This window comes from Nocardia abscessus NBRC 100374, from assembly GCF_000308455.1.
GTDB classification, from domain to species: domain Bacteria; phylum Actinomycetota; class Actinomycetes; order Mycobacteriales; family Mycobacteriaceae; genus Nocardia; species Nocardia abscessus.
Window position 1 is genome coordinate 1 of the sequence record NZ_BAFP01000008.1, and the last position, 26,874, is coordinate 26,874.

22 protein-coding genes and 1 tRNA gene are annotated in these 26,874 nt (G+C 68.9%); 19 read left to right on the top strand and 4 right to left on the bottom strand.

What is annotated here, in order from left to right:
- Window positions 1-193: acetyl-coenzyme A synthetase N-terminal domain-containing protein (locus ON19_RS02090; protein WP_043685740.1), on the bottom strand; the 193-nt coding region annotated here is incomplete at its 3' end.
- A 414-nt stretch (window positions 194-607) separates the two neighbouring features.
- Here ON19_RS02090 and ON19_RS02095 point away from each other — a divergent pair.
- From ON19_RS02095 to ON19_RS02115, 5 genes are read left to right on the top strand one after another with little or no spacing between them, the layout of a single operon-like run.
- The gene (locus ON19_RS02095; protein WP_043685744.1) at window positions 608-2,197 is read left to right on the top strand and encodes a peptide ABC transporter substrate-binding protein; all 1,590 of its coding nucleotides are present in this window, start codon (window positions 608-610) and stop codon (window positions 2,195-2,197) included.
- A gap of 54 nt (window positions 2,198-2,251) precedes the next feature.
- The gene (locus tag ON19_RS02100; protein WP_043685746.1) at window positions 2,252-3,178 is read left to right on the top strand and encodes an ABC transporter permease; all 927 of its coding nucleotides are present in this window, start codon (window positions 2,252-2,254) and stop codon (window positions 3,176-3,178) included.
- Window positions 3,171-4,130 carry an ABC transporter permease gene (locus ON19_RS02105; protein ID WP_051168449.1) on the top strand — a complete coding sequence of 320 codons (960 nt, stop codon included), beginning with the start codon at window positions 3,171-3,173 and terminating at the stop codon, window positions 4,128-4,130. Before ON19_RS02100 ends, ON19_RS02105 begins: the two co-directional genes overlap by 8 nt.
- Window positions 4,127-5,812, top strand: coding sequence for a dipeptide ABC transporter ATP-binding protein (locus tag ON19_RS02110; protein WP_043685749.1), 1,686 nt, complete (start codon window positions 4,127-4,129; stop codon window positions 5,810-5,812). Before ON19_RS02105 ends, ON19_RS02110 begins: the two co-directional genes overlap by 4 nt.
- A 52-nt stretch (window positions 5,813-5,864) precedes the next feature.
- On the top strand, window positions 5,865-6,611 hold the full coding sequence (locus tag ON19_RS02115) for a Fic family protein (RefSeq protein WP_043685752.1): 747 nt from the start codon (window positions 5,865-5,867) through the stop codon (window positions 6,609-6,611).
- A gap of 491 nt (window positions 6,612-7,102) precedes the next feature.
- On the opposite strand, the gene ON19_RS02120 is transcribed toward ON19_RS02115, so the two are convergent.
- Entirely contained in the window at window positions 7,103-7,912 is an 810-nt protein-coding gene (locus ON19_RS02120; protein WP_043685756.1) for an HAD family hydrolase, read from the bottom strand.
- A gap of 650 nt (window positions 7,913-8,562) precedes the next feature.
- Here ON19_RS02120 and ssd point away from each other — a divergent pair.
- From ssd to ON19_RS02155, 7 genes are all read left to right on the top strand, one after another.
- Window positions 8,563-9,669: a septum site-determining protein Ssd gene (ssd, locus tag ON19_RS02125; protein ID WP_051168450.1), complete on the top strand. Its 1,107-nt coding sequence runs from the start codon at window positions 8,563-8,565 to the stop codon at window positions 9,667-9,669.
- Window positions 9,666-10,850, top strand: a complete 1,185-nt coding sequence (locus ON19_RS02130) for a TadA family conjugal transfer-associated ATPase (RefSeq protein WP_043685759.1) — start codon at window positions 9,666-9,668, stop codon at window positions 10,848-10,850. Before ssd ends, ON19_RS02130 begins: the two co-directional genes overlap by 4 nt.
- Window positions 10,847-11,641 carry a type II secretion system F family protein gene (locus tag ON19_RS02135; protein ID WP_043685762.1) on the top strand — a complete coding sequence of 265 codons (795 nt, stop codon included), beginning with the start codon at window positions 10,847-10,849 and terminating at the stop codon, window positions 11,639-11,641. Before ON19_RS02130 ends, ON19_RS02135 begins: the two co-directional genes overlap by 4 nt.
- 201 nt (window positions 11,642-11,842) lie before the next feature.
- Window positions 11,843-12,469 (top strand): type II secretion system F family protein, encoded by a 627-nt coding sequence (locus ON19_RS02140; protein ID WP_043685765.1) that lies wholly within the window; start codon window positions 11,843-11,845, stop codon window positions 12,467-12,469.
- Between the two features lie 708 nt (window positions 12,470-13,177).
- A complete protein-coding gene (locus ON19_RS02145; protein WP_043685768.1) occupies window positions 13,178-13,363 on the top strand; it encodes a DUF4244 domain-containing protein in 186 nt (61 codons plus the stop codon).
- A gap of 53 nt (window positions 13,364-13,416) precedes the next feature.
- Window positions 13,417-13,731, top strand: a complete 315-nt coding sequence (locus ON19_RS02150) for a TadE family type IV pilus minor pilin (protein ID WP_083899093.1) — start codon at window positions 13,417-13,419, stop codon at window positions 13,729-13,731.
- 648 nt (window positions 13,732-14,379) lie between these two features.
- The gene (locus ON19_RS02155; RefSeq protein ID WP_169334152.1) at window positions 14,380-14,727 is read left to right on the top strand and encodes an Rv3654c family TadE-like protein; all 348 of its coding nucleotides are present in this window, start codon (window positions 14,380-14,382) and stop codon (window positions 14,725-14,727) included.
- Between the two features lie 289 nt (window positions 14,728-15,016).
- Here the strand turns inward: ON19_RS02155 and ON19_RS02160 are convergent, their stop codons facing one another.
- Window positions 15,017-17,338, bottom strand: a complete 2,322-nt coding sequence (locus ON19_RS02160; protein WP_227954565.1) for a DEAD/DEAH box helicase — start codon at window positions 17,336-17,338, stop codon at window positions 15,017-15,019.
- A gap of 500 nt (window positions 17,339-17,838) precedes the next feature.
- On the opposite strand from ON19_RS02160, the gene ON19_RS02165 reads away from it, so the two are divergent.
- The 6 genes from ON19_RS02165 (at window position 17,839) to ON19_RS02190 (ending at window position 25,245) form a co-directional block, all read left to right on the top strand.
- On the top strand, window positions 17,839-18,045 hold the full coding sequence (locus ON19_RS02165) for a cold-shock protein (RefSeq protein ID WP_011206895.1): 207 nt from the start codon (window positions 17,839-17,841) through the stop codon (window positions 18,043-18,045).
- A 321-nt stretch (window positions 18,046-18,366) separates the two neighbouring features.
- Window positions 18,367-21,270 carry a type I DNA topoisomerase gene (gene topA, locus ON19_RS02170; protein ID WP_043685774.1) on the top strand — a complete coding sequence of 968 codons (2,904 nt, stop codon included), beginning with the start codon at window positions 18,367-18,369 and terminating at the stop codon, window positions 21,268-21,270.
- Between the two features lie 31 nt (window positions 21,271-21,301).
- A complete protein-coding gene (locus ON19_RS02175; RefSeq protein ID WP_043685780.1) occupies window positions 21,302-21,808 on the top strand; it encodes a mycothiol transferase in 507 nt (168 codons plus the stop codon).
- Window positions 21,809-22,533: 725 nt separating this feature from the next.
- Window positions 22,534-23,739: a DNA polymerase III subunit delta' gene (locus ON19_RS02180; protein ID WP_043685820.1), complete on the top strand. Its 1,206-nt coding sequence runs from the start codon at window positions 22,534-22,536 to the stop codon at window positions 23,737-23,739.
- Window positions 23,740-23,801: 62 nt separating this feature from the next.
- A tRNA-Thr gene (locus ON19_RS02185) sits at window positions 23,802-23,877 on the top strand.
- A gap of 114 nt (window positions 23,878-23,991) precedes the next feature.
- A complete protein-coding gene (locus tag ON19_RS02190; protein ID WP_043685783.1) occupies window positions 23,992-25,245 on the top strand; it encodes a tyrosine-type recombinase/integrase in 1,254 nt (417 codons plus the stop codon).
- Here ON19_RS02190 and ON19_RS41595 read toward each other — a convergent pair.
- Complete coding sequence (locus ON19_RS41595) at window positions 25,204-26,205, bottom strand: hypothetical protein (RefSeq protein WP_157229569.1); 1,002 nt, start codon at window positions 26,203-26,205, stop codon at window positions 25,204-25,206. The two genes, ON19_RS02190 and ON19_RS41595, sit on opposite strands and share 42 nt — an antisense overlap.
- A 324-nt stretch (window positions 26,206-26,529) precedes the next feature.
- On the opposite strand from ON19_RS41595, the gene ON19_RS41600 reads away from it, so the two are divergent.
- Entirely contained in the window at window positions 26,530-26,670 is a 141-nt protein-coding gene (locus ON19_RS41600) for a hypothetical protein (RefSeq protein ID WP_157229570.1), read from the top strand.
- Window positions 26,671-26,874 lie beyond the last annotated feature (204 nt).

The window sequence follows — 26,874 nt, forward strand, 5'->3', positions numbered from 1 at the left end:
CCACCGGCGCGTCACTCCAATCCAGCACCTGGCCGAACGGTTCGTGCCAGTGCAGCCGCCCGGCCTGCTCGGCCCAGAACGCGTCGCGATCGGCCGCCGCCCGCTCGTAGAGCCCGGCATCGGCGTTCGCCGCCGCGGCGAACTCCGCGGTCGGTGGGTAGGAGTCCCTGTGGTCGGCGCTGGTTTCAGTCATCTCGTCTCTTCTTTCCACGTAGCCTGAGCGCACGATTCGACGCAGCCGAGTTCGACAGTAATCAACTGTGACCTACGCCGCGTACGGTGTGGCGCCCGGGTCGAGCCGGCCGCGCACCGCCGGGCTCCGCCATCCTCGGCGTCGGCGCGCGGCGTTCCCCGCTCGGCCGCTCGATTGGCGATATCTCGGCCGGAGGAGCCATTTTCGCAGGAAAGCCGGGGTGTTTCGGCAACGTTGCCGGATCGGTAACAAGTACAACGAACTCGGATCAATCAGGTGACAGTGCCCGCGCCGGTGGTTACTCTGCCAACCAAACAGGGGGATCGTGGCGGCATGCGCTGATGGACCTCGCGCGAGTGGCGTCCGGCTCCCCCCTTCTCGCACCGGGAGGACGCGTTGAAATTCCACAGAGCGATGGCGCTGACCGCGGCGGTCGTGCTGGCCACGAGTCTCGGACTGTCCGCATGTTCCCCGGGCGACGGCGCCGACGCCGACATCGTCACCGTCAACGGCGGCGAGCCGCAGAATCCTCTGGTGCCCACCAACACCAACGAGAACATGGGCGGGCGGGTGGTCGACCGGCTGTTCGCGGGCCTGAAGTACTACGACGCCGCGGGCAAAGCGCACGACGAGATGGCGGAGTCGATCCAGACCTCGGATCGGAAGAACTACCGGGTGACCATCAAACCGGACTGGAAGTTCACCGACGGCACCCCGGTGACGGCGAAATCGTTCGTCGACGCCTGGAACTACGGGGCGCTCGGCAGCAACGCGCAGTTGCAGAGCTACGTGTTCGGGCCCATCGTCGGTTTCGACGAGGTGTCCGCGGAAAAGCCTACGGCACAGACGATGTCGGGTCTGAAGGTGATCGATGACCGCACCTTCACCATCGAGCTGAAAGCGCCCTCGATCGACTTCGAGACCGAACTCGGGTACGCGCCGTTCTATCCGTTGCCCGAAGCCGCGTTCAAGGACATCAAGGCATTCGGGGAGAACCCGATCGGCAACGGCCCCTACAAGTTCGCCCGGACCGGGGCGTGGGAGCACAACGTCAAGATCGACCTCGTGCCCAACCCGGACTATCCCGGCGGCCGCCCGGCCAAGAACAAGGGGCTGCGGTTCGTGATGTACCAGTCCTTCGACACCGCCTACGCGGATCTGCAGGCGGGCAATCTCGACGCGCTCGACACCGTGCCCGACAGCGCGCTCACCTCCTACCAGCAGGATCTCGGCGACCGCGCGATCACCAAGCCGACCGCGCAGAACCAGCACATCGGCATCCAGTCCAACGTCGCGCACTTCTCCGGCCAGGAAGGGTTGCTGCGGCGCCGGGCGATCTCGATGGCGATCAACCGAGAACAGATCGCGCAGAACATCTTCCACGGCACCCGGATTCCGGCGCGCGACTTCACCGCGAGCACACTGCCCGGTTTCGAGCCGAACCTGCCCGGCGCGGAGGTGCTGAAGTACAACCCCGACGAGGCCAAGAAGGTGTGGGCGCAGGCCGACGCGATCTCGCCGTGGTCGGGCCGCTACGAGATCGCCTACAACTCCGACGGCGGCCACCAGGCCTGGATCGAGGCGGTGGCCAACAGCGTCAAGAACACGCTCGGCATCGACGCCATCGGCGTGCCGTACCCGACGTTCAAGAACATCCGCGACGAGGTGAACGCCCACACCATCAACAAGGCGTTCCGCTACGGCTGGCAGGGCGACTACCCGACGATGCTGCAGTTCCTCACCTCCCAGTACTACAGCTACTCCGATACCAACAACGTCGACTACGCCAACCCCGAATTCGACCGCCTGCTCGATGCCGCCTTGGCCGCCCCGACCCAGGAGGAGTCCTACAAGATCGTCGCGCAGGCACAGGCCCTGCTGATCAAGGACCTGGCCGATATCCCCGTGTTCGACTACGTGGCCGCGGCGGGCCGCTCCGACCGTGTGCGCAGGGCCGAACTCGCTTGGAACGGTCTGTTCGCCTTCGAGAACATCGAGAAGTAGCCGCTGGCCGCCCGGCGTCCACGTGGCGCTCGGCGGTGTTACCCGGGAGGTGAAATGGCCTGGTATGTCGGGCGGCGTCTGCTTCAGATGATCCCCGTGTTCCTCGGTGCGACGCTGCTCATCTATGCCCTGGTGTTCGTCCTCCCGGGCGACCCGATCCACGCGCTCGCCGGTGACAAGCCGATGACGCCCGCGGTGGAGGCACAGTTGCGGGCGCGCTACCACCTGGACGAGCCCTTCATCGTGCAGTACCTGCTGTATCTGAAGGGCATCGTCACGCTGGACTTCGGCACCGCCTTCTCCGGTAGGCCGGTGCGGGACGAACTCGCGCGCGCGTTTCCGATCACCATCAAGCTGGCGTTCATGGCGGTGTTGATCGAGTCGGTCTTCGGCGTGCTGTTCGGTCTGATCGCCGGCCTGCGCAAGGGCAAACCGTTCGATTCGGCAATGCTCGTGGTCAGCCTGATGGTCATCGCGGTGCCGGTCTTCGTGGTGGGCTTCCTCGCGCAGTATCTGCTCGGGGTCAAGTGGGGGATCGCTCCCGTGACCGTCTCCGGGAAGGCGACAGTCGGCGAACTGCTGGTGCCCGCGTTCGTGCTCGGCTCGCTCTCGTTCGCCTACGTTCTGCGATTGACCCGGAACTCGGTGGCGGAGAACATGTCCGCCGACTACGTGCGCACCGCGACCGCAAAGGGACTCGGTAGGCCGCGGGTGGTGACCGTGCACATCCTGCGCAACTCGATGATCCCGGTGGTCACCTTCGTCGGCGCCGACCTGGGCGCGCTGATGGGCGGCGCGATCGTCACGGAGGGCATCTTCAACATCCCCGGCGTCGGCGGCACGCTGTATCAGGCCATCACCAGGGGCGAGCCGCCGACCGTGGTCTCGTTCGTCACGGTGCTGATCGTCATCTTCCTGCTCACCAACTTGATCGTCGACCTGCTCTACGCCGCACTCGATCCGAGGATCCGCTATGCCTGACCCGACCGAGCGCGTGGACGCGGCGCGCCGTGGCCAGGAGCACTTCGTCGCACCGCCCGACGAGGTCGAGGTGCTCGCCACCGACGCGGTTCTGGACGCGGGCGCGCCGACCAGCATCTGGCGCGACGCGTGGCGGCAGCTGCGGCGCAACCCGATCTTCGTTGTGGCGGCGGTGCTGATCGTGTTCGTGCTGATCGTAGTGATCTGGCCGGGGTTGTTCACCGATCAGGATCCGCGCTACTGCAACGGCGATTTCAGCATGGACCCGCGCAGCGCGGGCCACCCGTTCGGTTTCGACAAGCAAGGGTGCGACATCTACGCCCGAACCGTCTACGGCGCGCGGGCTTCGGTGGTCGCCGGGGTGGGTGCGACGCTGTTGTTCGTGCTGATCGGCGGAACGCTCGGGGCGCTGTCGGGGTTCTACGGCGGGCCGCTGGACTCGATCGTCTCCCGGGTCGCCGAGATCTTCTACGCCATCCCGCTGATGCTGGCCGCGATCGTGATCATGCAGCTGCTGGACGCACGCACGATCTGGACGGTGATCGTCATCCTCGCCTCGTTCACCTGGCCGCAGGCGGCGCGGATCGCCCGCAGCGCGGTGATCCAGGCGAAGAACAGCGACTACGTGACGGCGGCGAAAGCGTTGGGCGTCTCCCGGATCCAGACGCTGCTGCGCCATGTGCTGCCGAACGCGGCGGGCCCGCTGATCGTGGTGACCACGCTCTGGCTGGGCGTCTTCATCGTCACCGAGGCGACGCTGTCGTATCTCGGCGTAGGACTGCCGCGCACGGTGGTGTCCTGGGGCGCGGACATCGCCACCGGGCAGAAGGAGATCCGCACCTCGGCCATCCTGTTCTATCCGGCGACGGCGCTGGCGCTGACCGTGCTGAGCTTCATCATGCTGGGCGACGCCGTGCGGGATGCCCTCGACCCGAAGGCGAGGAAGCGATGAGCGAGTCCGCGCGGCCGCTGCTGGAGATCACCGATCTGAACGTGAGTTTCACCGCCGACGGCAAGCCGGTGCCCGCGGTGCGCGATGTGAGCCTGTCGGTCTATCCCGGCCAGACCGTGGCCATCGTCGGCGAATCGGGTTCGGGCAAGTCGACCACCGCGCACGCGATCATCGACTTGCTGCCCGGCAGCGGCCGGATCACCTCCGGTTCGATCAGATTCGACGGCAAGGATCTCACCGCTGCCTCGAAGCGAGAGATCGTCGCGGTCCGCGGCAGCGGCATCGGGCTGGTCCCGCAGGACCCGATGTCGAATCTGAACCCGGTGTGGAAGATCGGATTCCAGATCCGCGAGACGCTCGAGGCCAACGGCATCGCGAAGGGCAAGGCCGCCGCGAAGCGAGCGGTGGAGCTGCTCGAGGAAGCGGGCATGCCCGACGCCGGACGGCGGGTCAACCAGTACCCGCACGAGTTCTCCGGGGGCATGCGCCAGCGGGCGTTGATCGCGATCGGCCTGTCCTGCCGGCCCAAGCTGCTCATCGCCGACGAGCCGACCTCGGCGCTCGACGTGACCGTGCAGCGGCAGATCCTCGACCACCTCGAGCAGCTCACCGCCGACCTCGGCACCGCGGTCCTGCTGATCACCCACGATCTCGGTTTGGCGGCCGAGCGTGCCGAACACCTGGTGGTGATGTATCGCGGCCGCGTCGTGGAATCCGGGCCCGCCCTGCGGATTCTGCGCGATCCCCAGCATCTGTACACCAAGCGGCTGGTGAGCTCCGCGCCCTCGCTGGCCGCGCAGCGCCGGTCCGCGGTGCGGCGCCGAGCCGAGATCCACGCGCAGGCCGTGCAGGTAGCAGCCGATGACGCGGGGGCCACGGCGGTGCCGGACGAAGTGGTGGTGGCCGAGCACCTGACGAAGACCTTCCGCATTCGCGCTCGTGCACCGTGGAAGTCCAGCGAGTTCGTCGCGGTGGACGATGTGTCGTTCCGGCTGCGGCGCGGGGCGACCACGGCGATCGTCGGCGAATCCGGTTCGGGTAAGACGACGGTGGCGCGCATGGTGCTCGGTCTGCTGGAACCCAGCTCCGGCTCGGTCACCTTCGACGGCAAGGACGTGGCGACCCTGGATCGCAAGGGAGCCTTCGCGTTCCGACGTCGAGTGCAGCCGATCTTCCAGGACCCGTACGGCTCGCTCGACCCGATGTACACGATCTACCGCACCATCGAGGAGCCGTTGCGGACCCACGAGATCGGAACTCCCACAGAGCGGGAGGCGACGGTGCGGGAACTGCTCGACAAGGTCGCGCTGCCTGCCGGCGTCATGCGGCGCTACCCCAACGAGCTGTCCGGCGGACAGCGTCAGCGTGTGGCGGTCGCGCGTGCGCTCGCGCTGCGGCCCGAAGTGGTGGTGTGCGACGAGGCGGTCTCCGCGCTCGACGTCCTGGTGCAGGCCCAGATCCTCCGGCTGCTCAACGACCTGCAGGCGGAGCTGGGGCTGGCCTATCTGTTCATCACCCACGATCTGGCCGTCGTCCGGCAGATCGCCGACGACGTGCTGGTCATGCAGCAGGGCAAGGTGGTCGAAGCGGCGACGGCCGACGAGGTGTTCGACGATCCCCAGCAGGAGTACACGCGCAAGCTGCTCGACGCGATCCCGGGACGCGATCTGCTGGCCGGGTAGGCGGGCCGGGCGCGCGGATCGCTCCCCGCGGGCGCAAGTAGCCTCGTATCCCGTGACCGATCCGCTCCAGCCCCTCGTCGATCTGCCCGGTGTCCGGGACGCGGCCGACCGCGCCCGCGACGCGCTCGCCGCGGTGCACCGGCACAAAGCGAACCGGCGCGGGTGGCCGACCACAGCGGCCGAGGCCGCGGTGCGTGCGGCCCGGTCCTCGGCGGCGATCGATGGCGGCAGCACGGACATCCCCGCCGACGGGCGCGTGGCGGACCCGATTCTGGCCGGTTCGCTGCGCGTCGGTCAGGCGCTGGACGGCGACGCGCTGCGGAATCTGGTCGGCATCTGGCAGCGCGCGCCGCTGCAGGCATTGGCGCGGCTGCACCTGCTCGCCGCGGCCGATCTGGTGGAGCGGGAGGAGACGCTCGGCAGGCCGCGCGGCGACTCGGGTGTGGCACAGCGGCTGGATCTGCTGGCGCAGACGGTGCTCGGCTCGCGGGCGCCCGCGCCGGTGCTCGCCGCCGTAGTACACGGGGAGCTACTGGCGCTGCGGCCGTTCGGAACGGCCGACGGCGTGGTCGCGCGGGCGGCCTCCCGGCTGGTCGCGGTGTCCAGTGGGCTGGACCCGCACAGCCTCGGCGTCCCCGAGGTGTTCTGGCTGCGCAGGCGTCAGGCGTACCTGGACGCGGCCGCCGGGTTCGGCAGCGGCGATTCAGAGGCCGTGGGCGGTTGGGTGATCTACTGCTGCGGGGCGTTCGAGGACGGTGCTCGCGAGGCCACGTCGATCGCCGACTCGGCGGCGGGATGATCCCCCTGTACACGTCAAAGCGGGCGGCGTTGTCTGTCGACCGCACCGCCCGCTAGCACGGACTACCCGGTTACCAAGCGTGCTAATTGGGTTGTGTTCTGCGGCCTCGGCGACAATCCGGACATCGGCCGGTTCATCCCCGCAACCTGTGCGAGGCCTTCGCCGTCGACTATCCGTATTTCGCAGGCCCACAACGCTTCTGCCCTTGTCGCGGCGCGCTCCGCGTGGGTGCCTGGTGTCCGTGCTGGGAAAGAGGGTCGGGAGACAGTGCCTTCTCTTCCGGTGCTGCCTTGGCCTTCCGTCCTTCCGTAGTTACCTTTCTACACTGTGACTGCACTCACATCAAGAGGTCGAAAGGCATCGAATAATCGGCGTGTTTCTCGGCGTTTCGTGGTTAAATGCCTGGTCCTTCGCCGTGTCTGCTAAGTCGGCGAACCCCTCGGCAAGCATCTGGCGTCCCGGGTAGGGGCGAGCGCTCGAGCGGCCGGATCTCAGCGTCGCCGGCGCAGCATCCGGTAGCTGATCGCACCGGCCAGCACCGCGCTCAAGCCGACCGCGGCCGTGGCAGCGAGTGTCGTCGAGGACGGCGCCTGGAAGCGCGCCCAGAGCGACACCGGGTTGGAGAAGGTCAGGATCGGCCAGCCGCGCGCGGTGGCCTCGCGGCGCAGATTGCGATCCGGGTTGACCGCCGTGGGGTGCCCCACCGCGCCGAGCAGCGGCAGATCGGTGATCGAGTCGGAGTAGGCGTAGCAGCGGGCCAGGTCGTAACCCTCGCCGGCGGCGAGTTTCTCGACGGCGGTGACCTTGCCCTCGCCGTAGCAGTAGAACTCCACCTCGCCGGTGTACTTACCGTCCGCCACGACCATCCGGGTGGCCGCGGTGTGCGAGGCGCCGAGCGCTTCGGCGATCGGGCCCACGATCTCCTCGCCGGAGGCCGAGACGATCACCACGTCGTGCCCCCGGATCTTGTGGTCGGCGATCAGGTCGGCCGCCTCCGCGTAGATCAGCGGATCGACCAGCTCGTGCAGCGTCTCGGCCACAATGGATTTCACCTGTTCGACGTCCCAGCCCGCGCACATGCTGGTCAGGTGCGCGCGCATCCGTTCCATCTGGTCGTGGTCGGCGCCCGACAGCAGGAACAGGAAGTGGGCGTAGCTGCTCTCCAGGACGGCGCGCCGGTTCAAGAGCCCCTGCGCGTAGAAGGGCTTGCTGAACACGAACGTGCTCGACTTCGCGATCACGGTCTTGTCCAGATCGAAGAAGGCGGCGACGCGTCCGCCCTCGGTGGCTGAGTTGTCCACCCGACCAGGATAGGTGGCGGCATCGCATCCGCTAGGCGCGGAGCCGGGGCACTTCGTTCGGCGGTGCTCGTTCGCAGTCCTCGAGTCGCCTGTGTTCGGGCTCGTTGGAACTCGGACCGGCGACCTCTCGGCTTCGCTCGGTCCGTCCTGTGGATCTGTGCGGAGTCTGTCCAGAGGCGCTGCATCGGGGCGGCCGGTCACTGATCGCGGACCGATCCGCCTGGCCTGTTATGTGGCTGTCTTGCCTGCAATCGGCCCGGTATGGGCGGCGGATGGACTTCGGCCGCTCTCGTTCGGCACGCGGTGTTCCGGGCGGCGCGGCCGCCGTGGGCGGCGCAGCGGAGAAGTTTGCCCCGCAGACGCCGGGGCTACAGCGGCCACAAAGATGTCCGATGGCAGACTTGCGTGGTGGCCGGGGCTTGGGTGTAGTATTGCTGGCACCTGGACATAGTCCAGGCGCGTTCAGCCCGACCCCCCGGGGCTGAACCCCGACGGCCCCAGCCTCCTCCCCCCCCGGCTGGGGCCGTCCTCTATTCCAGGGAGGGCTCGATAGGCCGCGCGGCCTGGATAGTTGTCCACAGCCCGCGAGTTATCCACATTCGGCATCCGGCCCCTTCTTTCCCTGTTCGAGTTCAGCGACGCTGACCTGCATGAACCTCGAAGCATCGGAGCCGAGCGGACCCCCGCCCGCCCTCGTGCTCATCGATGACGATCGGCTGCGCGACGAAGTCCGGCGGATCGCGGCGGCCGCCGAACGGGCACTCGACGAGCGGACCCAACCCGTCGGCCGACACGCCTGGACGGGCGCCCCGCTGGTGATCCTGGACACCCGTGCGGCGCAGGAGGCGGCCACGGCCGGATATCTGCGCAGGACCGGCGTGGTGCTGGTAACCGACGGTGAGCCAGATTTGCTCGACTGGCAGGCCGCCGCGTCGGTCGGTGCCGAGCGAGCTATCGCTCTTCCTGGCGCCGCGGTGGGGCTCATCGAGATGTTTGCTGAGTACGGCGAGCAGCGCGCGGGCGACGGCGTCGTGGTCGCCGTAGCGGGGGCGGGCGGCGGAGCCGGGGCGTCCACCCTCGCCGTCGCGATCGCGCTGCGCGCCGCCGCCGAAGGGTTCCGGCGCGAGACCTTGCTGGTCGATGGCGCACCCTTCGCCGGTGGTCTCGACCTGCTGCTCGGCATCGAGAACACGCCGGGCCTGCGCTGGCCCGACCTGGTGGTGGAGGACGGGCGCGTGTCCGCGTCTGCGCTGCACGGCGCCCTGCCCGTCGCGGCGCCGGGGCTGGCGGTGTTGTCCTGCGGGCGCTGCGGTGCGGGGCGGTTGCCACGCGAACTCGGCTCGGCCGGAGTCCGGGCGGTGATCGAAGCGGGCCGTGCCGCAGGCGATTTCGTAGTTTGTGACATTTCGGGCGAGCGCGGGCCGCATGCCGACCAGATGCTCGACTCGGCGGATCTCGTGGTGCTGGTGGTTCCGGCGCGCCTGCGAGCAGTTGCCGCGGCCGAAGCGGTCGCCGCCCACATAGCGCGGCGAAACCCGAACCAGGGCTTGATCGTTCGTGGGCCCGCACCCGGCGGGCTACGCGGAGCCGAGGTCGCCGAGGTGCTCGACCTTCCGCTGCTCGCCGCCGTCGGCGCTCAGGCCGGCTTGGCGCACCGTCTGGAGCGCGGTGGGATTTCGCTCCGCCGCGGACCGCTGCGCGATGCCGCCGATGCCGTGCTCGGCGTGCTCAGCGCGGCACCCGGGCAGCGGCGATGAGCGCGATACTGACCAGCGAGCTGCTGGACCGGGTCCGAGAGCGATTGGCCACCGAAACCGGCGATCCGGATCCGGCGCAGGTCGCCGCCGCGATCCGTGCCGAGGCGGGCGGAGTGCTGGGCGACACCGACCTGCTGCGGGCTCTGCGGTTGTTACAGACCGAGCTGACCGGCGCGGGCGTACTCGAACCGCTGCTGCACGATCCGCATGTCGCGGACGTCTTGGTCACCGGTCCGGACGCGGTCTGGATCGACCGCGGGCACGGACTGGAGAAGACTTCCGTCACCTTCTCCGACGAGGCCGCGGTACGGCGGCTGGCGCAGCGCTTGGCGCTGTCGGCGGGGCGGCGACTCGACGACGCGCAACCATGGGTGGACGGTCGGCTGACCGGAACGGGTGCGGCGTTGGGGGATTCGTTCGGGGTTCGCTTGCACGCGGTACTCGCGCCGGTCGCGCACGGCGGCACCTGTCTGTCGCTGCGCGTACTCCGTCCGGCCACCCAGGGGCTGGACGCGCTCGCCGCGGCGGGTTCGGTGCCCGCCGCCGCGAAGCTGCTGCTGGAGCGGATCGTCCGGGCGAAGCTGGCATTCCTCGTGGTCGGCGGCACCGGAGCCGGGAAGACGACGCTGCTGTCCGGTCTGCTCGCCACGGTGGATCCGTCCGAGCGGATCGTCTGTGTCGAGGATGCGGCCGAACTCGCGCCGCCACATCCCCACGTGGTCCGCCTGGTCGCCAGGACGGCGAATGTGGAGGGCGTCGGCGAGGTCACGGTGCGCGACCTGGTTCGTCAAGCGCTGCGTATGCGGCCGGACCGGATCGTGGTCGGCGAGGTCAGGGGCGCCGAGGTGGTCGACCTGCTGACCGCGTTGAACACCGGTCACGACGGCGGGGCGGGCACGGTGCACGCCAACTCGCCGCAAGAGGTTCCGGCCCGTCTGGAAGCCCTCGCCGCGCTGGGCGGAATGGATCGAGCGGCTCTGCACAGTCAACTCGCCGCCGCGGTGCAGGTCGTCCTGCATGTGCACCGCCGATCCGACGGCTCGCGCGGCCTGCGCGAGATCGGTCTCGTGCACCGCACCGATGCGGGTCGCGTGCGGATCACACCGGCTTGGCACGAAACGGGTGCGGCTCCCGCCGCCGCGGACCTGTCCAGCCTGCTCTCCGAGCGGCTCGACCGATGAGCGGCGCGGTGTTGTGCATCGCGCTGGCGCTGCTCGTGGTCCCCGCCCCGCGGTCCCGACGCCGATTCGGTCAGCTGTTCACCGCGCCCGACCGGCCTCGAATGCCGCAGCGGGGAACCATCCTTCGGGCCGGTGCGGTCGCAGGCGTCGTGCTTGCGCTCGTCGCTTTCGGGACAGGTCCGTTTCTCGCGGTCGGCGTGGTCGCTGGAACGCTTGGGCTGCGAAGCCGCCGGGCGGCGCGGGACCGGCGCAGGAATGTCGAGCGCGGACACCTGCTCGATGCGTTGGAGGCCGTGATAGCCGAATTGCGCGTGGGAGCCCACCCGAGTGCTGCCGCCGAGGTGGCCGCACGTGAGGTGCGGGGCGAATCGGCGCACGCGTTCGCCGTCGGCGCCGCACGCAGCCGGCTCGGCGGCTCGGCGGCGGAGGGCCTGCGCCGCCCGGAATCGCCTGTGGCTGTCGAACTTTCCCGAGTCGCGGGCGCCTGGCAGGTGGCCGAGCAGCACGGTCTGGCACTGGCCGAATTGCTGTCGGCAGCACGGACGGATCTCGCAGGACGCATTCGATTCCACGGCCGCACCACCGCCGCGCTGGCCGGTGCACGCGCCACCGCCGCGGTCCTGGCCTGCTTGCCGTTTCTCGGTATAGCGCTGGGCCAACTGATGGGTGCGTCGCCTATGCACGTTCTCTTCGTCTCGTCCGCGGGGACGGTGTTGCTGCCGCTCGGGGCGGCCCTGGCCTGCGCGGGCTTGCTGTGGACCGATGCCATTACGCGAAAGGTGCTGATATGAAATCACTTTCGACGGTCGGCCGAGGTCGGCCGAATATCCGGCAGCCGCGGTCGAGGGCATGGCCGGTGGGCGAGGAGTCGCGGCTCGGAGGCCTGCCCGTCCGAGCGGCTGTTGTCGTCGCAGCCGGTGCCGCCGCGCGCGGCCTGGCGACGGTCCGTGCATGTGGCTCTCGCGCAACAGGATCTGTGAGGAAGGCTGACGATGGCGTTCACCCAGGGGACGGCACTGCCATTGCTGCTGGTGGCGACCGCATTAGTGCTGCTGCCGGGACGGGTGGCCGTGCGTCGACGGCTGCATGCCCTCCGCGGAACACGCCCCCGCGGACCGGCCGCGTCGTCGCGCCGAAGGAATCAGGCGGCCGATGCACTGGCTGTCGCCTCGGTTCTCGATCTGCTGGCCGCCTGCCTGCGCGCCGGGCTTCCCATGGCTGCCGCGGCGCGAGCCGTGGCGCCAGAAGCTCCGGAACCCATCGGCGAAGCTCTGCGCCGGGCGGCGGACTCGCTCGCCTTGGGTGCCGACGCGGCCACGGCCTGGGAACGGGTCGCCCGGGATTCGAACGCGCGTCCCGGAGCCGAGGAGATCGAGTCTCTGGCCCGGATGGCCCGCCGTTCTGCGCGGTCCGGGTCGTCACTGGCCGCCGCGGTCACCGAGCTGGCCGAGCAGCGTCGATCGGCGGTCGAAGACTCGGCAGCCGCGAAGGCGGAGCGGGCAGGCGTCTTGATCGGCGGCCCCCTGGGTTTGTGCTTCCTGCCTGCCTTCGTCTGCCTCGGCATCGTCCCGGTCGTCATCGGCTTGGCGGGCCGAGTACTCGACGGCGGTCTCCTATAGCCGCGCATCACGGTGTGGCTTTGCCACCTACGGTGCGGGCTCGACAGCGTGCGCGCGGTGGGCTCGCACCGGTTCGGCGGGCTGCGGCGTACCGGTACGTGCGGGTGCCTCGGTGTGCGCGCAGGCAAAGGGGGCGACATGCGCTCGTCCCTATGTCTCATCTCCCACGCGAGGGTGGTGGCGGTCGTTTCGTGGTCGGCGGCCTGCAGCGTCACCAGTTCGTCGCCGACCTTCTGGTGCGTCATCGAGCTGCGGCGGGCGATGCGCCGTCCGGTGGCGGCACCTCGTTGGCCACCGGGCTGGATTCGGTGCGCGGCCGCGTCCATGCTCGCCGCTGCTGCCGACATACGCCGGGGATGGCGCCGCACGGCTGGTCTATCTACCTACGGTCCGGCAGTCCGGCGGTGTTCGGAGTCTTCGGTGTACCGGTGACCGCCCTGCGCGCTGTGCCACCGCCGGCGTTCGGCGGGTGCTACCTCGCGCCTCCGGGTTTTGCTGTCGACGGGCGAGCGGTTCCGGTGGTCTCCGGCCCCGACCTGGACGTCGGCGGTGCTCAGGTGATTCCGGGACGGCGGTGTCCGGTGCCGCCGCGCACCGCACCGGAAGAAGCGTGCCCGCGCGGATGGGCCGCACGGGCCGGAAAGGAGGAATCGGGTGCGTATCGAGGGGGTCGCGAGGTCCGTGGGCCGAAGGCTGAGGGCTGTATATATGGGTCTGCGTGCGGGAGTGCTGCGGGCGGTGGTCGCGGAGGACGGCATGAGCACGGCGGAGTACGCGATCGGCACGATCGCGGCGGCGGCGTTCGGCGCCGTGCTCTACGGCGTGGTGACGGGCGACAGCATCGTGAACGCGCTGACGAAGATCATCGATCGGGCGCTCAACACATCGGTGTAGCCGAGGCGCGACGGTGTCATGCCGCGCCGGGACTGGGCGACGACCGGGGCGCGGTGACGGTCGAGGCCGCGCTCGCACTCACCGCGGTCGTCACCGCCGTCGTGCTCTGTCTCGGTGCTCTGCTGGCGGCGTCGACACAGGTCCGCTGTGTCGACGCCGCCCGTGAGGCGGCCCGCCTCGCCGCACGGGGCGATCGTGCGAACGCCCTCCCCGCGGCGGAGCGCATCGCCCCACCGTCGGCCGACATCGCGCTCCGCATCGAGGGCACCCGGGCCATAGCCGTGGTTTCCGCCCGAACACCGCTACTTCCCCTGCTCACCCTCCGCGCGGAAGCGGTCGCAGCCCTCGAACCCGGGGCTTCAACGTGAAGGCGGCGCTGACGGTCGGGCGGCTGCGAGTGGATGGCCCCCAACCGACGCCGCCGGGACGGGATTTCTTGACGTCAGGGGCGGGTTGTGGGGTGTGACGTGAGAGGCCCAGGCGCCCATACTGAGGCCGGGATCATCGACGGACGCTGCCGGAGCGGGGTCTCCTGGCGCCGCGACGGATTGTGGGCAGTGACGCGAGAGGCCGGGAGACTGTACCGGCCGAGGCCGAGATCGATGACCGACGCCGCCGGAGCGGGATCTCCCTGCGTCGGGGGCGAGTCGTGGGGTGTGACGTGAGAGGCCCGGGCGCCCGCACTGAGGCCGGGATCATCGACCGACGCTGCCGGAGCGGGGTCTCCTGGCGTCGCGACGGATTGTGGGCAGTGACGCGAGAGGCCGGGAGACCGTACCGAGGCCGAGATCGGCGACCGACGCTGCCGGAACGGGGCATCCTGGCATCAGCGTCAGGTTGTGGGCGGTGACGTGAGAGGCCCGGGCCACCGCCGTACCGAGGCTGAGATCGGCGACCGACGCTGCCGCAACTGGGCCCCCCGGCGTCAGCGTCGGGTCGTGCGCAGTGACGTGGGAGGCCCGAGCCATCGCGCTGAGGCCGAGATCGGTGACCGAAGGGTGTGCAGCGGTCGGCGGGTGTGCTCTGAGGACGGGTTGGCGACCGTCTTCGGGTGTCTAGCGCTCGTGGCACTGATCGGGGCGACGCTCCTGATCGCGCAGGTGGGCTTCGTGGTGGTGGCGCGACATCGAGCGCAGGCAGCCGCGGATCTGGCGGCCCTCGCCGCGGCGGGCGCATTGGTCGAAGGCGTCGATCCCGCATGCGACAAGGCCGAAGAGCTGGCGCGGCGGATGGGCACGCGAATCCGCGCGTGCGGCGCAAGGGAGTGGGATGTCACGGTGACTGTGGAAAGGAATGTACCAATAGGTCTGTATGGCGATCGCATCGTTCGGGCGAGCGCCCGAGCCGGACCGGTTGAAGAGTGACAGAGTTCGATACACACTCACCCTTACGTCGCTTCCGGTAGCGGAAATCGGTAATTCTACTGGCGGGTTAAAAGGGCCTCGTGGAATTCCCTGCCGGAGTCCGGATATCAAAAGCGAATGGATGCGCATGTCCGCAATGGAGGCGGTGGCAATAGTCTAGTTAACATGAATCTATTCCTTTTTATTCCGAGGAGGGTGAAGCAGTGCCATTCCACTAGGACGTGTCCCAACGCGGCCGGCATGTTCGCTGGCAAGGTCGACAACCGGTCACGGGCCAGGCTCCGCGTTGTCACGAATCGAGCGTCGCGTCCTCATCGGCCGACAGTTCGGCCAGGACGGCGGTGAGCAGGCGTGCCGCCGCCACCTTGTCCAGCGGGTGGTTCCCGTTGCCGCACTTGGGCGACTGGACGCAGGACGGACAGCCTGCCGCGCAGCCGCACGACTCGATGGCCAGCCGCGTTGCCGAAAGCCACTGGCGTAGCTGGGCGAATCCGCGCTCGGCGAAACCCGCGCCGCCGGCTTGGCCGTCGTAGACGAAGACGGTGGGCAGCCCGGTATCGGGATGCTCGGCGGTGGAGACACCGCCGATGTCCCAGCGGTCGCAGGTCGCCACCAGCGGCAACAGCCCGATCGCTGCGTGTTCGGCCGCGTGCAGTGCTCCGGGGACGTCCTGGGGGGCGATTCCGGCCAGGGCCAACAACTCCGGTGTCACCGTGTACATGACCGCCCGGGTTGGCAGCGTCTGTGGTGGCAGATCCAGTTCGACCAGGTCGAGCACTTCGCCGGTGACCAGCGTGCGCAGGTAGCCGATCACTTGGCTGGTGACCCGCACCTGTGCCAGCCCAGCCGTCACGTGACCGTGGGCGCGGTACTCGGTCACCGCGTCGACGGCGATCGAGGTCACCTGACGTGCGCTGGTGGTCCACCCGGGCTCGGCGGCGTGCACGAAGGCCACGCCGTCCGCGGGATCCAGCTCATCGACCACGTAGGTCTCACCCTGATGCAGGTGAACGGCGCCCTGGTGCAGCGTCGCCTGGGCCCGCCCCGCGTCGGCGGTGCCCAGCAGCCTGCCGGTCTCGCCGTCCACGATGGCCACCGGAGCGCCGATCCCGCCCCGGACGTCGACCGCGTCGTGCGGCTGGGTCTCCGCGGTCACGTACCAGCGCGCACGGTCTTCGGCTCCACGACGCCTGATCAGCCCCTGCGCGGACAGATCGCCGAGTACCTCGCGGGCGCCGAAGTCGTCCACCTCGGCGTCGGTGAGCGGAAGCTCGAGCGCGGCGCAGAGTAGTTGCGGCCCCAGCACGTAGGGATTTCGCGGATCGGTAATGGTGGCCTCGACCGGCTTGTCCAGCAGTGCTTCGGGGTGGTGGACCAGGTAGGTGTCCAACGGATCGTCCCGCGCCACGAGCAGGACCAGCGATCCCTGGGTGCGTCGTCCAGCCCGCCCGGCCTGCTGCCAGAACGAGGCCACCGTCCCCGGGAAACCGGAGATGACCACGGCATCCAGCCCCGCGATATCGACGCCGAGCTCCAGCGCGTTGGTCGTCGCCGCGCCCAGCAGCGATCCGTCCGACAACGCCGCTTCCAGAGCGCGCCGATCCTCGGCTAGATATCCCCCCCGGTAGGGCGCCACGCGCGCGGCCAGGTCGGGGTCGACCTCGGCCAACAGCCTTTTGGCTTCCATCGCGGTCAGCTCCGCGGCCCGGCGTGACCGGACGAAAGTCAAGGTCCGCGCCCCTTCGCCCACCAGATCAGCCATGATCCGCGCCGCTTCCGCGGTGGCTGCCCTGCGCACCGGTGCGCCGTTTTCGCCGGTCATCGCGGTGAGCAGGGGTGGTTCCCAGAGCGCGACCGTGCGTGGGCCCTGCGGTGATCCGTCTCGGGTGACCGCCACGCACGGCGCTCCGATCAGACGCGACGCGGCCGCCGCCGGCTCGGCCGAAGTCGCCGAGCAGAGCACGAACACGGGATCGGCGCCGTATCGTGCGGCGATCCGCCGCAGCCTGCGCAGCACCAGCGCGACGTGCGAGCCGAAAACACCGCGATAGGCGTGGCATTCGTCGATCACCACGTAGCGCAGCTTGCGCAGCACGCGCGCCCAGCGCTGGTGGGACCGCAGTATGCCCAGATGAAGCATGTCGGGGTTGGTGAAAACCCAGCGCGCGTTCGCGCGGACCCACTGGCGGATCTCGGCCGGCGTATCGCCGTCGTAGGTGGCCGGATGGACATCACGCAGCGGACCTTCGTGGGTCAGCGCGCCGACCGTGCGCAGCTGATCGGCGCCGAGCGCCTTCGTCGGCGACAAATACAGTGCGGTGGCCTTCGGATCCGCTTGCAGCGCCGTGAGTACCGGCAACTGGTATCCGAGCGACTTGCCCGAGGCCGTCCCGGTGCTCACCACCACGTTCCGGCCGTGGAACGCCGAATCCGCCGTGTCCACCTGATGGCGCCAGGGCGCGTCGATGCCGGTGTCGCGTATCGCCGCAATCACTTCCGGCGATGCCCATGCGGGCCAGGCGGAGCGATCGGCGGCCCGTGCGGGCAGCTCGACCACATGGGTCAGCCGGGGGTCGCCATCCGGTCCGCCGACTAGGACACGATTCAGCAACGATGTCCCGTAGCTGAGGCCGGTTCGAGGCTGCGCGCGCAGCGCTGAGTCCGCCGGATTCACGAGGCGAACCCCGCAACACGCTCGGGAAGTGTGAAACGTGTGCGTCCGGGAAGCCCCACCTGCCATTTCGATACCCAATAGCGACCTGGGTCACAGCTTCTTTGCTGAACGTCGACTCTGTTATCAGCGAGCAAACGAACCCCAAGTCTGGATTCCACCATTGTGTCCCTCACCTGCGCATTCGCAAGATCAACTTTTTTGCAAATTGTCGGTAACTCGACTGTTGAATTGCCCGAAGACATGGTTCACTGGTTCCTGGTCGCAAGCTTCTGTGTTCGAGGGACGGATCCAAAGTCCAAACCGTCAGCAGGATCGATGTTGCGAACGGTGTGCTTGGTGCTTTCCTTGCAGGGGGAACCAACAGTACAGCGGTCGGAACGGACCCGGTGGACGAACCCAGTTGTCCGCCGTTCCGGTAAGAAAAGAGAAGGAACAGAATGGCACAGGGAACTGTGAAGTGGTTCAACGCGGAGAAGGGGTTCGGCTTCATCGCGCCGGAGGACGGCTCCGCTGACGTCTTCGTCCACTACTCCGAGATCCAGGGTTCGGGTTTCCGCACCCTCGAGGAGAACCAGAAGGTCGAGTTCGAGGTCGGCCAGGGCACCAAGGGCCCGCAGGCCACCGGAGTGCGTGCGCTCAGCTGAGCGGCGCAGGGATCCACAGCTCGTCCCTCACCACCGGCAACGGGGTGGGGGACGAGCTATATCTGGGGTAGTCACGGCCCGCGTGCGGCGGCGGAACGGCCCGCTGAGCACGCCGCGGCGCAAGTGTGGCGAAAAGACAAGGCATACTGATTCGAACTGACGCGCGTACGCTCAGTGGTTCGAGTCGCAAGCACTCGACCACACGCGGCGTCACGGTATAAACGTGTCTGGTGCGACGTTCAGCCGTCGCAGCCGCTTACCCCAGCCGCGCACAGCGGGAAACAACGCAGCGCGGGTCGATCAGGAAAGGTGTATTCGCCGGTGGCAACACGAGACCGCGGTGCAGCCGACCAGGGCCGTGCCCTGCGTCGTCTCGTGATCGTCGAGTCCCCGACCAAGGCCCGCAAGATCGCGCCGTACCTCGGTCGTAACTACACGGTCGAGGCGTCGGTCGGCCATATCCGGGATCTGCCGCGGGGCGCGGCGGACGTCCCGGCCAAGTACAAGGGCCAGTCCTGGGCGCGGCTCGGCGTGGACGTGGACAACGATTTCGAACCCATCTACGTCGTGAGCCCGGACAAGAAGGCCAAGGTCACCGAGCTCAAGAGCCTGCTGAAGGACGCCGACGAGCTCTATCTGGCCACCGACCCCGACCGCGAGGGCGAGGCGATCGCCTGGCACCTGCTGGAGACGCTCAAACCCAAGGTGCCGGTCCGGCGGATGGTGTTCCACGAGATCACCGAACCCGCCATCCAGGCCGCGGCCGCGGACACCCGCGATCTCGACAACGACCTGGTCGACGCGCAGGAGACCCGCCGCATCCTGGACCGGCTCTACGGCTACGAGGTCAGCCCGGTGCTGTGGAAGAAGGTCATGCCGCGGCTGTCGGCCGGCCGCGTGCAGTCGGTGGCCACCCGGGTGATCGTGCAGCGGGAGCGCGAGCGGATGGCGTTCCGTTCCGCCGAGTACTGGGACATCGCCGCCAAGCTGGACGCGGGTAACGGAGAGGGCATTGACGCCACCAACCCGAGGACTTTCGGTGCTCGGCTGGTCACCGTCGACGGGGCGCGGGTCGCCACCGGACGTGACTTCGGATCGGACGGGCAGCTCAAAGCGGTCAGCGGTGTCGTCGTATTGGACGAAGGCTACGCACGGCGGCTGGCCGAGGCGCTGGACGGCGCCGACCTGGTGGTCTCCTCGGCGGAGGCCAAGCCGTACACCCGCAAGCCGTATCCGCCGTTCATGACATCGACGCTGCAGCAGGAGGCGGGGCGCAAACTCCGTTTCACCTCCGAGCGGACCATGCGGGTCGCGCAGCGTCTGTACGAGAACGGCTACATCACCTACATGCGTACCGACTCGACCACGCTGTCGGAGTCGGCCATCGCCGCGGCCAGAGCACAGGCGACTCAGCTCTACGGCGCCGAGTTCGTGCACCCGACCGCGCGCCAGTACAACCGCAAGGTGAAGAACGCGCAGGAGGCACACGAGGCGATCCGCCCGGCCGGCGACACGTTCGCCACGCCGGGCCAGCTGCACGCGCGCCTGGACAACGACGAGTTCCGGCTCTACGAACTCATCTGGCAGCGCACCGTCGCCTCCCAGATGGCCGATGCCAGGGGCACCACGCTGACGCTGCGCATCACCGGTGTCGCAGGCACCGGCGAGGAGTGCGTGTTCTCCGCCTCCGGACGCACCATCACGTTCCCCGGCTTCCTGAAGGCCTACGTGGAGAGCGTCGACGAGGAGGCCGGCGGCCAGTCCGACGACGCCGAGTCCAGGCTGCCCGCGCTGGAGGAAGGCCAAGCGGTCACCGCGGTCGAGCTGAATCCCGACGGGCACAGCACCAACCCGCCCGCGCGCTACACCGAGGCGTCGCTGATCAAGACGCTCGAAGAGCTCGGCATCGGCCGTCCGTCGACGTATTCGTCGATCATCAAGACGATTCTCGATCGCGGCTACGTCTACAAGCGCGGCAGCGCGCTGGTGCCGTCGTGGGTGGCGTTCGCCGTGATCGGCCTGCTGGAAGAACATTTCGGCCGACTGGTCGATTTCGACTTCACCGCCGCCATGGAGGACGACCTCGACGCCATCGCGGGCGGGCGCGAGCAGCGCGGAAACTGGTTGTCCAGCTTCTACTTCGGCGGCGACCACGGCGTGGAAGGCTCGGTCGCGCGGTCCGGCGGTCTGAAGAAGATGGTCGGGGAGCGGCTCGACGACATCGACGCGCGAGAAATCAACTCCATCAAGCTGTTCAGCGATTCCGCCGGACGCGACGTCGTCGTCCGGGTCGGCAAGTACGGGCCGTACCTGGAGCGGATGGTCGCCGATCCCGATGACCCCGAGGGCAATTCGGTGTCGCAGCGGGCCAACCTGCCCGACGACCTGCCGCCGGACGAGCTGACCCCCGAGGTCGCCGAGAAGCTCTTCGCGACGCCGCAGGAAGGGCGATCGCTCGGCGTGGACCCCGAGTCCGGGCACGAGATCGTCGCCAAGGAAGGGCGTTTCGGTCCGTACGTCACCGAGATCCTGCCCGAACCGCAGGTCGCCGTGGGGCAGGAACCCGCCAAGAAGACCGCGAAGAAGGCCGCGGCGCCCAAGCCGCGCACCGGTTCGCTCTTCAAGTCCATGGACCTGTCCACCATCACGCTCGACGACGCGCTGAAGCTGCTGTCGCTGCCGCGCGTGGTCGGCGCCGACCCGGCCAGCGGCGAGGAGATCACCGCGCAGAACGGACGGTACGGGCCCTACCTGAAGAAGGGCACCGACTCGCGGTCGCTGAACACCGAAGACCAGATCTTCACGGTGACGCTGGACGAGGCGCTGAAGATCTACGCGGAGCCCAAGCGTCGTGGACGGCAGGCTTCGAGCGCCGCCCCGCTGCGTGAGCTCGGCGACGACTCGGCCACCGGCAAGCCGATGGTGATCAAGGACGGCCGCTTCGGCCCGTATGTCACCGATGGCGAGACCAACGCGACCTTGCGCAAGGGTGACGAGATCGAGTCGATCACTCCCGAACGGGCCATGGAACTGCTCGCCGACCGGCGGGCGCGCGGACCGGTGAAGAAGGCGGCCAAGAAGACCGCCGCGAAGAAGGCGCCCGCCAAGAAGACCGCGGCCAAGAAGACCGCCGCCAAGAAGGCGACGACCACCACGAAGACGGTGGCCAAGAAGACCGCGGCGCAGAAGGCTGCGGCGAAGAAGAGCGGCGTCGGGAAGTCGTGAGTTCTCGACTCGTGGCCGTAGCCTGAGCGCCATGAGTACAGAACAGGAACGCGAGGATCTGATCGCGATGCTCGCCGACCAGCGCGCGCTCTTCCGCATCACCCTGCGCGGCGTAGACGACGAGCAGGCGCGGCGGCGGACCACGGAGAGCGAGCTGACCCTCGGCGGTCTGCTGCACCACCTGGTCAGCTGCGAACGGCACTGGACCTCGGTGATCGTGCAGCGGGACGAGAACGCGGAACTGGATGTCTCGAAGTTCGGCGGCGAGTACGTCATGGCCGCCGAGGAAACCGTCGCCGGTCTGCTGGCCACCTGGGACGAGGTCGCCGCGGCGACGGCGGAGCTGATCCGTTCGGTGGACAGCCTCGACAGCTCGATCCCGACGCCGACGGCGCCGTGGACTCCGGAGCGGATCTGGCAGTCGGTGCGCTACACGGTGCTGCACATTCTGCGGGAGATAGCGCACCACTCGGGCCACGCCGACATCATCCGCGAGGCGCTGGACGGGGCGAACAGCACAGCGCAGCGCGCCTCCTAGTCGCGCGAGCCAGGGCAACCGGTGCCGTGGCTGCCGGGATCGCGGTGGTCCGGCATAGCTGTCTCCGCCGAGCTGAATGCGTCGCGCAGTATTGGGCGGGCCCGGTGTTGGTCTGGCCGGGTGTGCGGGGCTGGGTGGGTGGTGTGCGGCGAGCCGGGCGTGCGCGCGGAAGCGGGGTGAGGTCCGGCCGACGCGGCAGGACCGCGACGCACCGGCCCGGAAACCGCCGAGCGGGACGTGACCGTGCGGTCGGTGGATCCACGATCACCTCCCGCCAGGTGCGGCGATCAGCACGCAGCGGCGGCCTGGAGCACTGCGGCCACGGCGTCGGGCCGGGAGAGCAGCGAGGCGTGCGAGGCGTCGATCTCGCTGGTCAGCGCCTGTGTGTGGGCTGGTCGGGCGGTGCGTGGACCAGCCGCGCTATGCGTGGTCAGGCGGGTGGTGCGGGTATGGCCGAATGTTCGTGGTGGAGCCGGGTATGTGTGGCTGACCGGGCGGTGTATGGCTGAGTCGGGCGGTGTCCGGCCGGCTGGGTGTGGGCGGTGGAGTCGCGTGGTGTCCGGCCGGCTGGGTGTGGGCGGTGGAGTCGCGTGGTGTCCGGCCGGCTGGGTGTGCGCGGCGGGGCCGAGCGGTGTGGCCGCGCCGGGCCATGGGCGTCGGCGGTGGCGAGGGTGGTGTCCGAGACCGGCCGGGGTTTGTCGGGAGGGGCGGCTAGGGTGTACGGCGTGGCGGGTGTCTTCGATCGGTTGGTCGGCCAGGAGGCGGTCGAGTCCGAGCTGACTGCCGCCGCCGTCGCGGCGCGCGGGGGCACGGTCGACGGCGCGATGACGCATTCGTGGTTGTTCACCGGTCCGCCGGGGTCGGGCAGATCCGTTGCGGCGCTGTGCTTTGCGGCGGCGTTGCAGTGCACCGACTCGGAGATACCCGGGTGCGGCAGGTGTCACGCCTGCACCACCACCATGGCGGGCACACATGGCGACGTTCGCCGGGTGGTGCCCGAGGGTCTGAGTATCAGCACCAAGGAGATGCGCGAGATCGTGCAGGTGGCCTCGCGTAGGCCGAGCACGGGGCGCTGGCAGGTGGTGGTCATCGAGGATGCCGACCGGTTGACCGAGGCGGCGGGCAATGTGCTGCTCAAGGTCGTCGAGGAGCCGCCGGACCGGACGGTGTTCCTGCTCTGCGCGCCCTCGGTGGATCCGGAGGACATCTCGATCACGCTGCGCTCCCGCTGTCGGCATGTGCACCTGGTGACGCCTTCGGTGCCCGCCATCGCACGGGTGCTCCGGGAACGCGACAAGCTCGATGAGAAGACCGCGAACTGGGCCGCCTCCATCAGCGGCGGGCATGTCGGCCGGGCCCGCAGGCTCGCCACCGACGAGGAGGCGCGAGCTCGCCGTCGGCGCGCTCTGGCGTTGGTCGCCGCGTCCGGAAAACCCGGTGCGGCCTACGCCGCCGCTGACGAGCTGGTCCGCGCGGCCGACGACGAGGCCAAGCAGATGAGCGCGACCCGCGACGAACGTGAGCGCGAGGAACTGGCCACGGCGATGGGTGCGGGTGGCACAGGAAAGGGCGCGGCGAGCGCAACCCGCGGCTCCGCGGGCGTCCTCAAGGATCTGGAGCGACGGCAGAAATCGCGCGCGACCCGCACCGGCCGCGACGCACTCGATCGCGCGCTGATCGACGTGGCAGGCGTCTACCGGGACGCGCTGGCCGTCCGATTCGGCGCCACCCGGCTCGGCTCCGGCGTCGCGCTCACTCACCCGGACCTGTCCGACGAGATCCACGAGCTGGCCGAACGCGTGCCCCCCGAGGGTCTGCTGAAATCCATCGACGCCGTCCTCGCCTGCCGCGAAGCGCTCGACCAGAACGTCAAACCCCGTTTCGCCCTCGCCGCCATGGCCGCCGCCCTCATCGCCGCCCGCGCACAATGACCGTGACCACCGGTTTTCGCGATCCGGCCGCGAGACGATAGACTCGCCTGGCCGAAAGGCACGCCGCCTTAGCTCAGTCGGTAGAGCGCTTCACTCGTAATGAAAAGGTCGGGGGTTCGATTCCCCCAGGCGGCTCCACGTAAAAGCCAGGTCAACCGCAGTTTTGGTACCCTGGAGCAGGCCCGGTGTCATCACCGCCGTCATCAACCGCATCTCGAGGCGACGTGTCTTCCGACAACCGGAAGGTTCACTATGGCCTCCACACCCCGCCCGCGGCCCCGCAGCGACGGCAGCGTCGCCTGGCAGGTCCCCTTCTACTACCGCGACACCTGCGGCAAGCGCCGTCAATCCTCGGAAACCTTCGATGAGTACGCCGAGGCCCAGTGGTGGGCCGCACTCATCGACAAGGTCGGCATCGAGGAAGCACTGAAGGTCCTCGAAGCCACACGCGACTCCGGCTCCGATGTGATTCTCCTCACCACCTGGCTGCACCGGTACGTCGACCGGATGACCGGAGTGCAGGAGGACGGCCGCCGCAAGTACCGCGCGTTCATCCGCAACGACATCGTCCCGTTCTTCGGTGAAGGCGCCCCGATCGACGCCGTCACCCAGGACACCGACGCCGCCTGGGTCGTCTATCTCGAACAGGACCGGGGCAACTCACCCAAGACCATCGCCAACAAGCACGGCTTCCTCAGCGCCGCGCTGCGCGCGGCCGTCGAGCAGCGCCCCACACCGCTGCTGCCCTACAACCCGTGCGCGGGTACCCGGCTGCCTCGGCACGATCCGGCGGAGATCGATATCTTCTCCAACGACGAATGGGAGCTGTTCGAGCAGTTGCTGCTCGAACGGTGGCGCCCGCAGGCCGAGTTCGGGCTGGTGTCCATGGCACGACCCAGCGAGGTCGGCGCGCTGCTGGTGCGCGACATCGACCCGGAGACCGGCGCGGTGCGGATCAACAAGGCATGGAAGGACGACGGCACCCGCCTGCGGCTGGGCAAGCCGAAATCCAAGCGCGGCATCCGCACGGTCAACGTGCCGCTGGAAACCGTGGCGCGGCTGGATCTGGCGCGTCCGGGCGACGCGCTGCTGTTCCATACCCGCAACGACACACCCGTCACCGCCTACCACTTCTACAAGAACGCCTGGCAGCCCGCGCTACGCCGCCTCGAGGCGCTGTCGCGCCGGGACTTCAGCTTGTTCACCAAGAAGGCCCTGTGGCGCGGTGAGGACCCCGAACTGCTGCTGGCCTACTACGGCAGCACGGTCAACACGCTGTGCGGTAAGCGGCTGAGTCCCTACACCCTGCGCCACACCGGCATCTCCTGGAAGTTGCAGGACGGGGTGCCGCTGTTCGTCGTCTCCCGCGACGCCGGGCACGAATCGGTCACCACCACCGACCGCCGCTACGGCCACAACGACCGCGCCGCCAGCGCCTCCGCCGCCCAAGTCATCGCCGGACGCTTACCACGCGTGCGTGCCAGCATGCTCACCCTCGCCGCCTGACCTTTCCGTTTCCCCGACGTCCGCACCGAGCGAAATCCATTCCATTTCATTCCGTCCCGACCGGCGGAATGAAATGGAATGGATTGGAATGGAACTCATGTGCTGAAAGCCGTCACCGGAGCACCGATCAGCCCACCCGAAGGCCTGTGCCAATTCCCCGGCTGCCACACGCCGCTGCCCCCACGCGCCCCCGGACAACGCGGCGCCCCGCGCCGCTACTGCGACAACCCCGACCACACCGCCCAGAAAGCACTGCGCCACAGCAGAAACCTCCACCGCGAAGCGGCCAAGCTCGACCTGCGGGCGCCTTCGCTGCGACCGGTCACCGACGGCAAAACCACCCTGTCGGCGTTGCTGGACCGCTACGCCCAGTTGCGTTCCGAGCTCGCCGCCGTCGCTGCCGACGTGACCGACCTGTTCGCACACCTCACCGACCCAGCCGCCATCGACCGCGAAATCGCCGACATCGAGCGCGAAGCCACCCGCCGCGTTACCGCCGCCGAACAAGCCCGCGCCGATACCGAACAGCACAACCACGCACTGACCCGACGCCTCGAACGCGCCCTCGCCCGCGCGGCGCAGGCCCTGGCCGCCGCCGACGAAGCCGACGCCAGAGCACAGCACGCCAGCGACCGCCTCGCGCGCGTCGAACAGGAAGCCGCCGCGCGGGTCGTGGCGGCCGAGGCCGAGCGCGACCAGATCTACGCGGAAGCCGAAACCGCGCGGAGCGAGATGCGCGATACCGTAGAAGCAGCTCGGATCGCCCAGGCCCGCGCCGAAGGTGAGCGCGACCTCTTTCGCGACCAGCACCACGCCCTGTGCGAAGAGAACCGGCTCCTGCGCGAACGCCTCGACACCGAGCGGGCCGAGCATCGGCAACGGATCGAACACCGCGACATCGAATACGCCCGCGCGATCACCGCAGCACATGCCATGGCCAGCCGCGCTGCCCGAGAACACCGGGACCAACTCACTGACGTGATCCGGCGGTGCAGCCCTCAACCACACCACTGGCCGGAGCGGGCCGCCGACAAGTCCGATGCCGCAGCACTCGATGCGTTGGCCTCCAGCTAAACTGGCGAATGCGCCGTCGGCCCGCAGGGGAGCGCACGACTCCACCTGCGCCAGTCGGCGACGCTCAGCATTGTCTCGAAGCATCGCGAAGAGGGCGGCGCGACAGAAGCCACCCTCCGTCGGCTAACGGACCGATGGCTGCAGAACGAAAATGTCCCGTGCACAGCCATGTGCACGGGACGTTCGATCAGGCGGGTGGGTTACCCGGTGATGAGTTTCAAGGTGCGGTACGCGGCCTCACGCCGGTCCTTTTTCTTCGCGAAGACCGAGGTGAAGGTCAGCACGATCGCTGTCGCACCCCACACCATCGGTGACGCTCCCGCGGCCACCACCGTCCACGCCGGCGCCTGAGCCGCCGCGAGGCCCCTGCTCGAACAGCGGGATCGCCTCGGCCACCCGGCCCGCCGACTTGTAACGCTGTTCGGCTGGGCTCCTAACCTTCCGACCCTTAGTCAGATGCTGGTCGGGCCGCCGCGATGGCTCCTTGCGCCAGCGACGCCACGACCACCGAGCCGGGGCCGAGTCGTCCGGTGCCGGTGCCGGTGTCGCGGCGGA